The following is a 12,367-nucleotide window of genomic DNA, read 5'->3' on the forward strand; positions in this document are numbered from 1 at the left end:
TAACAGGAAGGAACAGCATGACAGATGTAACCGTAAAATCGCTGGCCGCAGAAATTCAGACTCCGGTCGATCGCCTGGTACAGCAATTTGCTGATGCGGGGATCCCTAAGTCTGAAAACGACGCCGTATCCCAGCACGAGAAAGAAACCTTACTGTCTCACTTGAATCGTGAGCATGGTCAGGCCGGTTCAAGCAAGCTGACGTTGCAGCGTAAAACGCGTAGCACCTTGAATATTCCTGGCACCGGGGGTAAAAGTAAGTCGGTGCAAATTGAAGTCCGCAAAAAGCGTACATACGTGAAAGGCGATGCAGATGCTGAGCAAGCTCAGGCAGAAGCTGAAGCCGAGGCACAGCGTGTAGCGGAAGAGCAGGCGCAACGCGAGGCTGAAGAAAAAGCCCGTCGCGATGCTGAACAGAAAGCGCAACGTGAAGCCGAAGAAAAAGCCAAGCGCGAAGCCGCTGACAAGGCCAAACGTGCAGCAGCGGAAAATGAGAAAGTGAATAATCAACCTACCGATGACGTGACCAAGGCTGCGCAATCTGACAAAGCCCGTCGCGAAGCAGAAGCTGCCGAACTTAAGCGTAAAGCTGAAGAAGAAGCACGTCGTAAACTCGAAGAGGCTGCCCGCCTCGTAGCAGAAGAAGCCCGCCGTCTGGCCGAAGAGAAATCGGCCGAATGGGAGAAACCAGAAGAAGAGGATAAAGGCGACTATCACGTCACCACCTCGACTCACGCCCGTCAGGCGGAAGACGAGAATGATCGTCAGGTTGAAGCGGGTCGTGCACGTGCGCGTACTACTGCTAAAGCAACGCGTCCGGCTAAAAAAGGCAACAAGCATTCTGAAGCCAAAACTGACCGTGAAGAAGCGCGTGCCGCTATTCGTGGTGGTAAAGGCGGAAAACATCGCAAGCCAAGTGCTCTGCAGCAGGGCTTTAACAAGCCAGCTCAGGCCGTGAACCGCGATGTTGTCATCGGTGAAACCATTACTGTAGCTGAACTGGCTAACAAAATGGCGGTGAAAGGTTCTCTGGTCATCAAAGCGATGATGCGAATGGGCGCTATGGCGACCATCAACCAGGTTATCGATCAGGAAACCGCTCAGCTGGTTGCTGAAGAAATGGGCCATAAAGTTACCCTTCGTCGTGAGAACGAGCTGGAAGAAGCGGTAATGGACGATCGTGACACCGATGCTGCACAGGAATCTCGTGCACCGGTTGTGACCATCATGGGCCACGTTGACCACGGTAAAACCTCTTTGCTGGATTACATCCGCTCTACCAAAATCGCCTCTGGCGAAGCGGGCGGCATTACTCAGCATATCGGTGCTTATCACGTCGAAACTGACAACGGTATGGTGACCTTCCTTGATACCCCGGGACACGCCGCGTTTACCGCAATGCGTGCACGTGGTGCTCAGGCTACGGATATCGTAATCCTGGTTGTTGCAGCCGATGATGGCGTAATGCCACAGACCATCGAAGCAATCCAGCACGCCAAAGCAGCGAAAGTGCCGGTTGTTGTTGCGGTGAACAAGGTTGATAAGCCAGAAGCCGATCCAGATCGCGTTAAAAACGAACTGACTCAGTACGGAATCATTCCGGAAGAGTGGGGCGGCGAAAACATGTTCGTTAATGTCTCTGCTAAAGCAGGTACCGGCATTGATGATCTGTTGAATGCGATTCTGCTGCAGGCAGAAGTATTAGAATTAACCGCTATCCGTGAAGGTATGGCGAGCGGCGTGGTTATCGAATCGTTCCTCGACAAAGGTCGTGGTCCGGTTGCAACCGTGCTGGTACGTGAAGGTACGCTGAACAAAGGCGATATCGTACTGTGTGGCTTCGAATATGGCCGCGTACGTGCGATGCGTGACGAACTGGGCCGCGAAGTGATGGAAGCAGGTCCTTCGATTCCTGTTGAGATCCTGGGCCTTTCTGGTGTGCCAGCAGCAGGCGACGAAGCGACTGTTGTACGTGACGAGAAGAAAGCGCGTGAAGTTGCACTGTATCGTCAGGGTAAATTCCGCGAAGTGAAACTGGCGCGTCAGCAGAAGTCGAAGTTGGAGAACATGTTCGCCAACATGACCGAAGGCGAAGTGTCCGAACTGAACATCGTGCTGAAAGCCGATGTACAGGGTTCAGTGGAAGCGATCTCCGACTCCTTGCTGAAACTCTCCACCGACGAAGTGAAGGTGAAGATTGTTGGCTCTGGCGTGGGTGGTATCACCGAAACCGACGCAACGCTGGCTGCAGCTTCTAACGCAATCATCCTTGGCTTTAACGTACGTGCCGATGCATCAGCACGTCGTGTCATCGACGCTGAAAGCGTAGATCTGCGTTACTACTCGGTCATCTATAGCTTGATCGATGAAGTTAAAGCAGCGATGAGCGGCATGTTGGCACCTGAGTACAAACAGCAGATTATTGGTCTGGCTGAAGTACGTGACGTGTTCAAATCACCGAAATTTGGCGCTATCGCAGGTTGTATGGTGACGGAAGGTAACATTAAACGTCACAATCCAATTCGCGTTCTGCGTGACAACGTGGTGATTTACGAGGGTGAGCTCGAATCACTGCGTCGCTTTAAAGATGACGTTAACGAAGTACGTAACGGCATGGAGTGTGGTATCGGCGTTAAGAACTACAATGACGTACGTACCGGCGACATGATTGAAGTCTTTGAAGTGATTGAAGTTAAACGCACCATCGAGTAATAGACGATGTGATGCAATTTGGGAGGCCGCTGGCCTCCCGAATTATTTGGGAGAAATAATTATGGCGAAAGAATTTGGTCGCCCGCAGCGTGTGTCACAAGAGCTGCAAAAAGAGATCGCGATGATTTTGCAACGCGAAATTAAAGATCCACGTCTGGGCATGATGGTTACTGTCTCCGGCGTTGAGGTTTCCCGCGATCTCGCTTATGCCAAAGTGTTTGTTACCTTCCTCAATGATAAAGATGAAGAAGCGGTCAAGAATGGCCTGAAGGCATTAAAAGAAGCCTCTGGCTATATTCGTATTCTGCTGGGCAAAGCCATGCGTCTGCGAATCGTGCCTGAACTGACTTTCTTCTACGACAACTCGTTGATCGAAGGGATGCGCATGTCGAATCTCGTCAGCAGCGTAGTGAAAAGCGACGTTGAACGTCGTGGTACAGATGCAAAGGATGAGGACGAGGAAGCGTAATGAGTCGTCCTCGTCGTCGCGGCCGCGATGTCCATGGCGTTCTGTTACTGGACAAGCCGCAAGGTGCCTCTTCCAATGATGTCTTGCAAAAAGTGAAGCGTATCTTCAACGCCAACCGCGCAGGACACACTGGCGCGCTCGATCCACTGGCAACCGGTATGCTGCCGATTTGCTTGGGCGAAGCCACCAAGTTTTCTCAATACCTGTTGGATTCCGATAAGCGTTATCGTGTTATTGCTCGTCTTGGTGAGCGAACAGACACGTCGGATGCTGACGGAAGCGTAGTGCAAACGCGCCCAGTAGAATTTAGTCAGTCTGAACTCGATAGCGCGCTAGAGAGTTTCCGCGGTGATACTTTGCAGGTACCTTCAATGTTTTCAGCATTGAAGCATCAAGGTCGCCCGCTCTATGAATATGCACGTCAAGGCATTGAGATTGAGCGTGAAGCACGTCCCATCACTGTTTACGAACTGCAGTTTATTCGCTGGCAAGATGATGAGCTTGAGCTGGAAATACACTGTTCTAAAGGCACTTATATTCGCACCATTATCGACGATTTAGGTGAAAAGCTTGGCTGTGGTGCGCATGTCATCATGCTGCGTCGTGTACAGGTTGCGCGTTATCCCTTTGAGAAAATGGTCACGCTGGAGCAGCTCACTGCGCTGGCTACCGCAGCAACAGAATCCGGTCTTTCTTTAGAAGAACAGCTTGATCCTCTGTTGTTACCGATGGACAGCCCGGCATCTGATTTTCCTGAAGTGAATTTGCCCCTGGCTGCTGCGGCCTACTTCAAGCAGGGCCAGCCTGTGCACGCCAGCAATTCGCCTGCCTCGGGATTGGTTCGCGTCTACGAAGGTGATGAGCGCAAATTCATCGGCATGGCTGAAATTGCCGATGACGGGCGCGTGGCGCCACGTCGTTTGGTGGTTGAGTATCAAGATTAAGCCACGCCCTGTTTTTGTCTGAGGGGATTTGCGTTGCTATCGGACGAAGAGTAGAATGGAGCGGCTTTAAAGCGGGATGCTGAATTAGAGATCGGCACCCATACATTCATTTAACTGGAGTTTATTATGTCTCTAAGCGTAGAAGCTAAAGCAGAGATCGTTGCTAAATATGGTCGTGGTGCTAACGACAGCGGTTCAACTGAAGTTCAGGTTGCTCTGTTGACCGCGCAGATCAGCCATCTGCAGGGCCACTTCTCTGAGCACAAAAAAGACCACCACAGCCGTCGCGGTCTGCTGCGTATGGTATCACAGCGTCGTAAGCTGCTGGATTACCTGAAGCGTAAAGACGTTGCACGCTACAGCAGCCTGATCGAAAGTCTCGGTCTGCGTCGCTAAGTCTGAAGAATCTGATCGAAGGTGCTGCGCAGTAATTTGCAAAGAACATCTCATACGATCAGATTTGTGCGAGTTTCGCGAAAAGGGGGCCTTTATGGCCCCTTTTTTCGAGCAATCCGCAGCAATCCGGGCCAAACTCATGTATTGTTGCTTAGAGTGATCTTCGATTGCAGAGGTTCGCGCGGCTAATGAGAGGCTTTACCGCATGGGCGGTTAAGGTTGTCATTAGTCGCGAGGATGCAACAGAAGATCGGTAATCAATGGCAGGCTAAAGATGGCTTGCCCCGAAGTTAAGGATTTTAATTTTGCTGAACCCGATCGTACGCAAATTCCAATATGGTCAGCATACCGTCACGCTGGAAACTGGCATGATGGCACGCCAGGCCACTGCAGCTGTTATGGTAAGCATGGATGACACTGCGGTATTTGTTACCGTTGTAGGCCAGAAAAAATCTAAACCAGGCCAGGATTTCTTCCCGCTGACTGTAAACTATCAAGAACGTACCTATGCAGCAGGTCGCATCCCGGGCAGTTTCTTCCGTCGTGAAGGCCGTCCAAGCGAAGGCGAAACGCTGATCGCGCGTCTGATTGACCGTCCGATTCGCCCGCTGTTCCCAGAAGGTTTCGTTAACGAAGTTCAGGTTATCGCGACTGTTGTTTCTGTAAACCCACAAGTTCACCCTGACATCGTTGCGATGATCGGTGCGTCAGCAGCGCTGTCGCTGTCTGGTCTGCCTTTCAACGGCCCGATCGGTTCTGCACGCGTAGGCTACATTAACGATCAGTATGTGCTGAACCCAACTGCAGATGAGCTCAAAGAATCTCGTCTGGATCTGGTGGTTGCAGGTACGCAGAATGCTGTACTGATGGTTGAATCTGAAGCAGAGATCCTGTCTGAAGAGCAAATGCTGGGTGCCGTAGTATTTGGCCACGATCAGCAGCAAATCGTTATCGAAAACATTAACTCACTGGTTGCTGAAGCAGGTAAACCACGTTGGGATTGGCAGCCAGAAGCGCCAAACGTTTCACTGAATGCACGCATTGCAGCTCTGGCTGAAACTCGCCTGAGCGATGCTTATCGCATCACTGAAAAACAGCAGCGTTATGAGCAGGTTAACCTGATCAAGAGCGAAACTACGGCTGCTCTGCTCGCTGAAGAAGAAACGCTGGATGAAGGTGAAATCAGCGATCTGCTGCACGCTATCGAGAAAAACGTTGTACGTACTCGCATCCTGAACGGTGAATTGCGTATCGATGGTCGCGAAAAAGATATGATTCGTGGTCTGGATGTGCGCACTGGCGTACTGCCGCGTACTCATGGCTCCTCTCTGTTTACCCGTGGTGAAACTCAGGCGCTGGTAACAGCCACGCTGGGTACGACACGTGATGCGCAGAATCTGGATGAGCTGATGGGTGAACGTACCGACAGCTTCCTGTTCCACTATAACTTCCCTCCGTACTCCGTAGGTGAAACCGGTATGGTGGGATCGCCTAAGCGTCGTGAAATTGGTCACGGTCGTCTGGCAAAACGCGGTGTGTTGGCAGTTATGCCAAAAGCGGAAGATTTCCCTTACACCGTTCGCGTTGTGTCTGAAATCACCGAATCTAACGGTTCATCTTCAATGGCTTCTGTATGTGGTGCATCGCTGGCCCTGATGGATGCGGGTGTACCGATCAAAGCGGCCGTTGCGGGTATCGCGATGGGCTTGGTTAAAGAAGACGAAAAATTTGTCGTGCTGTCAGACATCCTGGGTGACGAAGATCACCTTGGCGACATGGACTTCAAAGTAGCGGGTAGCCGTGAAGGTATCACTGCGCTGCAAATGGATATCAAAATCGAAGGTATCACGCGCGAAATCATGCAAGTGGCTTTGAATCAAGCTAAGGGTGCGCGTCTGCACATTCTGGGCGTGATGGAACAGGCTATCAGCACGCCGCGTACTGAAATCTCTGAATTTGCGCCACGCATTTACACCATCAAGATCAGTTCAGACAAGATCAAAGATGTCATCGGTAAAGGCGGCTCAGTAATTCGTGCATTGACTGAAGAAACCGGCACTACCATTGAAATTGAAGACGACGGCACCGTGAAAATCGCGGCAACCGACGGTCTGAAAGCGAAAGAAGCGATTCGCCGTATCGAAGAGATTACAGCTGAAATCGAAGTAGGCCGTATCTACAGCGGTAAAGTCACCCGCATCGTAGATTTTGGTGCCTTCGTCGCTATCGGTGGTGGTAAAGAAGGTCTGGTGCATATTTCTCAAATTGCTGACAAGCGCGTTGAGAAAGTCACCGATTATCTGCAGATGGGTCAAGAAGTGCCCGTTAAAGTGATGGAAGTTGATCGCCAAGGCCGCGTACGTCTGAGCATCAAAGAAGCCACAGAGACAAAACCGCAGGTTGAAGAAGCTGCAGCTGTGAGCACACCTGACGCAGAGTAAGACGTTCCTGATTTGCCTCTCCTTGCTTAGCAGGGAGAGGCGTTTGTGTTATCGCGAGGGCGGGAATCCTTGTGCGCAGCAGGCGGATGACAGGACGGTTATCCTAATGTTTGTATTCGGGAGTGGGAAATGAAGCCTTTTTTGCGCTGGTGTTTTGTTGCGACAGCTTTGACGCTGGCAGGATGCAGCAACTCCAATTGGCGTAAGAACGAAGTTCTTGCAGTACCTTTACAGCCCACACTGCAGCAAGAAGTGATTCTGGCGCGCATGGAACAAATTCTTGCCAGTCGAGCCCTCACCGATGATGAACGCGCACAGCTGTTATATGAGCGCGGAGTGTTGTATGATAGTTTAGGTCTGAGGGCATTAGCGCGAAACGATTTTTCGCAAGCGCTGTCTATAAGACCGGATATGCCAGAAGTATTTAATTACCTCGGCATATACTTAACGCAGGCTGGCAACTTTGATGCCGCCTATGAAGCGTTTGATTCTGTACTTGAGCTTGATCCAACTTACAACTATGCGCATTTAAACCGTGGTATCGCCCTCTATTACGGCGGTCGATACAAGTTAGCGCAAGATGATCTGCTGGCGTTTTATCAAGACGATCCTAACGATCCTTTCCGCAGTTTGTGGCTTTATCTCGTTGAACGCGAGATGGATGTCGACAAAGCAAAAGTAACTTTGCAACAGCGTTACGACAAAGCGGTTCGAGATCAATGGGGATGGAACATTGTCGAGTTCTACTTGGGCGATATCAGCGAAAAAACGCTGATGGAACGTCTCAAGATGGACGCAACGGATAACACCTCGCTCGCTGAACATCTCAGTGAAACCAACTTCTATTTAGGTAAGTACTACCTAAGTCTGGGGGAGAAGGACGACGCGAAAGCGTTGTTCAAACTGGCGGTGGCCAACAATGTAAATAACTTTGTTGAACACCGATACGCATTGTTGGAACTGGCGCAACTCGGCCAGGCACAAGACGATTTATCAGAATCTGACCAGCAATAGCTGACGAACTTTTATTGCCTAAAAACCTGTAAAGTCATCATCTTGATAGGTGAGGGCTTTCCTGTTCGTCAAAACTTCTAATTTGAGCCGGTTCACACTTTTTGATGAAAATAACTGAAAGTTTTCACGACGAGTTATGTAGACTGGCCGCCGCAATCTAAGAGGCACGTGTACTACATGACTGATATTCAAACCACTTTTGCTGACCTTGGCCTGAACGCCGACATCCTCGAATCACTGAACGGTATGGGCTACGTTAAGCCATCCCCTATCCAGGCTGAGTGTATTCCTCACCTGCTGGCGGGCCGTGACGTGTTAGGCATGGCGCAGACCGGGAGTGGTAAAACCGCGGCCTTTTCTCTGCCGCTGTTAAACAACATTGATCCAACCGTCAAAGCACCACAAATTCTGGTGCTGGCACCGACCCGCGAATTGGCGGTTCAGGTTGCTGAAGCTGTAACTGATTTTGCTAAACACATGCGTGGACTGAACGTTGTGGCCCTTTACGGCGGCCAACGTTATGACGTACAGCTGCGCGCTTTGCGTCAGGGACCACAAGTCGTTGTGGGTACACCTGGCCGTCTGCTGGACCACCTGAAGCGCGGCACGTTAGATCTTTCTAACCTGCGCGGTCTGGTGTTGGACGAAGCTGACGAAATGCTGCGTATGGGCTTCATCGAAGACGTTGAAACCATCATGGCTCAGATTCCAGCCGGTCATCAGACCGCTCTGTTCTCTGCAACCATGCCAGAAGCGATTCGTCGTATTACTAAACGCTTCATGAAAGATCCTCAGGAAGTGCGTATTCAGTCAAGCCTGACCACGCGCCCGGACATCAGCCAGTCTTACTGGACCGCTTACGGTCGTAAAACCGACGCGCTGGTTCGTTTCCTTGAGTCTGAAGATTTTGATGCCGCTATCATCTTTGTGCGCACCAAAAACGCAACACTGGAAGTGGCCGAAGCGCTGGAGCGTAGCGGTTACAACAGTGCTGCATTGAACGGTGACATGAACCAGGCGCTGCGTGAGCAGACTCTGGAGCGCCTGAAAGATGGTCGTTTGGATATCCTGATTGCAACCGACGTTGCTGCACGTGGTCTGGATGTTGAGCGCATCAGCCTGGTTGTCAACTACGACATCCCGATGGACGCAGAATCTTACGTTCACCGTATCGGCCGTACCGGTCGTGCGGGTCGTGCTGGCCGCGCGCTGCTGTTCGTTGAGAACCGCGAGCGTCGTCTGCTGCGCAACATCGAACGCACCATGAAGTTGACTATTCCAGAAGTTGAGCTGCCTAACGCAGAGCTGCTGGGTGAACGTCGTCTGGCTAAATTTGCTGCTAAAGTTCAGCAGCAGCTGGAAAGCAGCGATCTGGATCTGTATCGCGCGCTGCTGGCTAAGATGCAGCCGGAAGATGAGATGGATTTAGAAACGTTGGCTGCTGCGCTGCTGAAAATGGCACAGGGTGAACGTCCACTGATTCTGCCACCAGAAGCACCGCGTCCAGCACGTCGTGAGTTCCGCGATCGTGATGAGCGTGATGGCCGCCGTGACAGCCGTGATTCACGTGGTCCACGCGAAAACCGTGAAGGTGGCGATCGTCCACGTCGCGAGCGTCGTGATGTCGGTGAGATGCAGCTGTATCGTATCGAAGTAGGCCGTGATGATGGTGTTGAAGTTCGTCACATCGTTGGTGCTATTGCTAATGAAGGCGATATCAGCAGTCGTTACATCGGTAACATCAAGCTGTTTGGTACGCACTCAACAATCGAGCTGCCGAAAGGCATGCCTGGCGATGTGCTTCAGCACTTCACTCGTACGCGTATTCTGAACAAGCCGATGAATATGCAGTTGCTGGGTGATGCACAGCCAAACGAAGGCCGTGGCGGCGAACGTCGTCCAGGCGGTCGTGATGGCGGTGGCGAGCGTCGTGGCGGTCCAGCCGGTGCAAACCGTGAAGGTCGTGAAGGCGGTCGTCGTTTCTCTTCCGAGCGCCCAGCTGGCGGTCGTGAAGCAGGCGGACGCACTTTCAACCGTGAAGGTAGCCGTGGCCCACGTCGTGAAGACGGTGCCGCAGTAGCACCACGTCGTCGTGATGCATAAGACTTTGCTGGGCGGTAACGCCCACTGAGTTGCAATAAAAAAGGAAGCCCATGTGGCTTCCTTTTTTTATGCATTTAACCCGTCCGGAATAGCGCTGGTCGCCTGCTGACGACGCGAACCTTTTTAAAATCCAGCATCATTCTGATCAGCGCTTCATTCCCCAGCAAACAAAGCGCATTGCACTTCAGCAGCCTTCAAGCATTTCAACGAGAAAATCCCGGTCCAAACTTTCGTCAATAAGCGGCGATAAAAAGCGCCACCACCAGAATAATTACAGGGTTCGAGCGGCTTCCATGGCAATGGCAAACGACCGCAAACGTGCTTGAGGATCATGAATCTGGCCGTTAACCATAATTTCATCTGCCTGCGTTTCACGCTGCAAGGCTGCTAATCCGTGACGTATTTTGTCAACGTCACCCACCAAAGACATGCTCAGTGCTTGTTGCACGCCATACTGTTCAGAAGGCGACCACAGATTATCCATGTTCTTAACTGGAGCAGGCAGCGGACCTGGTTTACCGCGACGCAGATTTATAAACTGCTGCTGTTGTGACGTAAACAGGAAGCGTGCGTCGCTGTCGCTATCAGCAGCGACGATGTTAATGCACACTGTCGCGTAAGGTTTGGCCAGTCGCGCAGAAGGTTGGAAGTTCTCGCGATAAACATGCAAAGCCTGGAATAACTGATCGGGCGCAAAATGCGAGGCAAAAGCAAACGGCAAACCCATTTTGGCAGAAAGCTGCGCGCTATACAGGCTGGAACCGAGTAACCAGACGGGAATCTTCATCCCTAAACCGGGTACGGGCTGTACAGCGGGATGTTCGCCTTCTTCTGCATCGAACCAGTTGATCAATTCCTGTACATCTTCCGGGAAAGTATCAGCATGAATCCCCGAAAGGTGGCGACGCAGCGCCATCATGGTCCGCTGATCCGAACCTGGCGCTCGGCCCAGTCCCAAATCTATACGGCCAGGATAAAGTGAAGCGAGCGTACCGAACTGCTCAGCGATCACCAATGGCGCATGGTTAGGTAACATGATGCCACCGGAACCTAACTGCAGTGTTTCGGTATTCGCGGCAAGATAGCCAATCAGCACAGCGGTTGCTGCGCTGGCAATGCCGGTCATATTGTGGTGCTCAGCCAGCCAGTAACGCTGGAAGCCTAAAGTTTCAGCCTGGCGGGCCAGCGCCAGCGAATTATGGAAAGCGTCACGCGCCGTGGCGTCTTGCGGAATTGGGGCCAGATCCAATACGGAAAGGCGGACGTTTTTTTTCTCAGACATGGGTACTCCAAAGTGTATGGCGCAGGCGTTAAACCCTTCTCCAACCAGTATTACGCATCATTACCCATATTAAAACTGTTAACACTGACCGAAATATAGCCTCTATGTGCCTTTCAGGGTTGCGGCGTTAATGCCATACCGGCGAGCTTGCGCCAGTAACCGTTACAGTCATTGCCTTTTGCTAGCAGCAATGGACTCTGGCCCTCTTCATTAGCGCGAAAGCGCTTAATTTCTGAAAGCGTACCGACGTTTTGCGGCGATAAGCGCACGATATCAACCCAATTATGCATGCCAACCAGATCGTTGCCGAGGTTATAGCAGTAGCCGCTCATGGTCTGAATGCCGTTAAGCACAAACACCTGCTGGCGTTCTTGTGACATCACGCGACGGCCATTGGGATAATTGATACAACAGGTTTCGCAGGCATCTTTGGCGCGATTTTCTGAACGTGCAGTAAAGCAGCGCGCCGATAGCGCCAGCGGCAGATTGCCGTAGCCAAGAATCTCAACTTCAAACTGCTGACGAATACCGCGCTCATCACACTGCTGAAGCAGCAGTAAAAGCCAGTCACGCGACATCTCAACCGGCATGCACCAGCGCGTCATTCCCTCTTTCACCAACAGTTGCAGCGTGTCGGCGTTATAAATATTGAGTGTTGGTCCGGCAACAAAGGGAAGATTGCGTTCCGCCGCCATATTCACCGTGCCGAAGTCATTCGCTTCAATGAGAAATTCGCCATTTTCGACATAACGCTGCAACTCTTTCAATTCAGAAGGGGATTGCAGCAGCGCCAGCGTGCTGATAACCACCTGTTTACCACTTGCTGCCAACTCGCGCGCCAGCGTCATCCAACCCGAAAAAGAGGTGGCCCGGCGTTTGCTACAGACGGCTTCGCCCAGGTAAATGATTTCTGCGCTGCTGCTCGCGGCTTGATGATAAAACGCCTCCAGCTGATCGGTGGGCCAATACCAGAGCACCGGCCCAAGGGCATATTTCATAACGACTCC

The 12,367-nt window shown here is 51.7% G+C and carries 10 protein-coding genes; 8 read left to right on the forward strand and 2 right to left on the reverse strand.

The window, feature by feature from the left end:
• Positions 1-17: 17 nt before the first annotated feature.
• The 8 genes from infB (at position 18) to SC127_RS12245 (ending at position 10,078) form a co-directional block, all read left to right on the forward strand.
• The gene (gene infB, locus SC127_RS12215) at positions 18-2,711 is read left to right on the forward strand and encodes a translation initiation factor IF-2 (protein ID WP_215847792.1); all 2,694 of its coding nucleotides are present in this window, start codon (positions 18-20) and stop codon (positions 2,709-2,711) included.
• A 61-nt stretch (positions 2,712-2,772) separates the two neighbouring features.
• Positions 2,773-3,180, forward strand: coding sequence for a 30S ribosome-binding factor RbfA (gene rbfA, locus SC127_RS12220; RefSeq protein ID WP_215847791.1), 408 nt, complete (start codon positions 2,773-2,775; stop codon positions 3,178-3,180).
• Positions 3,180-4,124: a tRNA pseudouridine(55) synthase TruB gene (gene truB, locus SC127_RS12225; protein WP_243078713.1), complete on the forward strand. Its 945-nt coding sequence runs from the start codon at positions 3,180-3,182 to the stop codon at positions 4,122-4,124. The genes rbfA and truB overlap by 1 nt, the downstream gene beginning before the upstream one ends.
• A gap of 126 nt (positions 4,125-4,250) precedes the next feature.
• A complete protein-coding gene (gene rpsO, locus SC127_RS12230) occupies positions 4,251-4,520 on the forward strand; it encodes a 30S ribosomal protein S15 (RefSeq protein ID WP_006121766.1) in 270 nt (89 codons plus the stop codon).
• Between the two features lie 305 nt (positions 4,521-4,825).
• Positions 4,826-6,961 (forward strand): polyribonucleotide nucleotidyltransferase, encoded by a 2,136-nt coding sequence (gene pnp / locus SC127_RS12235; protein ID WP_243078712.1) that lies wholly within the window; start codon positions 4,826-4,828, stop codon positions 6,959-6,961.
• 129 nt (positions 6,962-7,090) lie between these two features.
• A complete protein-coding gene (gene nlpI, locus SC127_RS12240; protein ID WP_243078711.1) occupies positions 7,091-7,975 on the forward strand; it encodes a lipoprotein NlpI in 885 nt (294 codons plus the stop codon).
• A gap of 104 nt (positions 7,976-8,079) precedes the next feature.
• Complete coding sequence (gene yrbN, locus SC127_RS22595; protein ID WP_139810663.1) at positions 8,080-8,136, forward strand: protein YrbN; 57 nt, start codon at positions 8,080-8,082, stop codon at positions 8,134-8,136.
• 16 nt (positions 8,137-8,152) lie between these two features.
• On the forward strand, positions 8,153-10,078 hold the full coding sequence (locus tag SC127_RS12245; RefSeq protein WP_215847789.1) for a DEAD/DEAH family ATP-dependent RNA helicase: 1,926 nt from the start codon (positions 8,153-8,155) through the stop codon (positions 10,076-10,078).
• Positions 10,079-10,349: 271 nt separating this feature from the next.
• Here SC127_RS12245 and SC127_RS12250 read toward each other — a convergent pair whose 3' ends face one another.
• On the reverse strand, positions 10,350-11,360 hold the full coding sequence (locus tag SC127_RS12250) for a luciferase-like monooxygenase (protein WP_243078710.1): 1,011 nt from the start codon (positions 11,358-11,360) through the stop codon (positions 10,350-10,352).
• 113 nt (positions 11,361-11,473) lie between these two features.
• Entirely contained in the window at positions 11,474-12,358 is an 885-nt protein-coding gene (locus SC127_RS12255; RefSeq protein WP_243078709.1) for a U32 family peptidase, read from the reverse strand.
• Between the last annotated feature and the right edge of the window lie 9 nt (positions 12,359-12,367).

The organism is Pantoea sp. T14, from assembly GCF_036663535.1.
Classification (GTDB): domain Bacteria; phylum Pseudomonadota; class Gammaproteobacteria; order Enterobacterales; family Enterobacteriaceae; genus Pantoea; species Pantoea phytostimulans.

Bases quoted from the DNA above. Each gene is read 5' to 3' on its own strand.
- infB (WP_215847792.1), top strand. From the start codon at position 18: ATGACAGATGTAACCGTAAAATCGCTGGCCGCAGAAATTCAGACTCCG.
- rbfA (WP_215847791.1), top strand. From the start codon at position 2,773: ATGGCGAAAGAATTTGGTCGCCCGCAGCGTGTGTCACAAGAGCTGCAA.
- truB (WP_243078713.1), top strand. From the start codon at position 3,180: ATGAGTCGTCCTCGTCGTCGCGGCCGCGATGTCCATGGCGTTCTGTTA.
- rpsO (WP_006121766.1), top strand. From the start codon at position 4,251: ATGTCTCTAAGCGTAGAAGCTAAAGCAGAGATCGTTGCTAAATATGGT.
- nlpI (WP_243078711.1), top strand. From the start codon at position 7,091: ATGAAGCCTTTTTTGCGCTGGTGTTTTGTTGCGACAGCTTTGACGCTG.
- SC127_RS12245 (WP_215847789.1), top strand. From the start codon at position 8,153: ATGACTGATATTCAAACCACTTTTGCTGACCTTGGCCTGAACGCCGAC.
- SC127_RS12250 (WP_243078710.1), bottom strand. From the start codon at position 11,360: ATGTCTGAGAAAAAAAACGTCCGCCTTTCCGTATTGGATCTGGCCCCA.
- SC127_RS12255 (WP_243078709.1), bottom strand. From the start codon at position 12,358: ATGAAATATGCCCTTGGGCCGGTGCTCTGGTATTGGCCCACCGATCAG.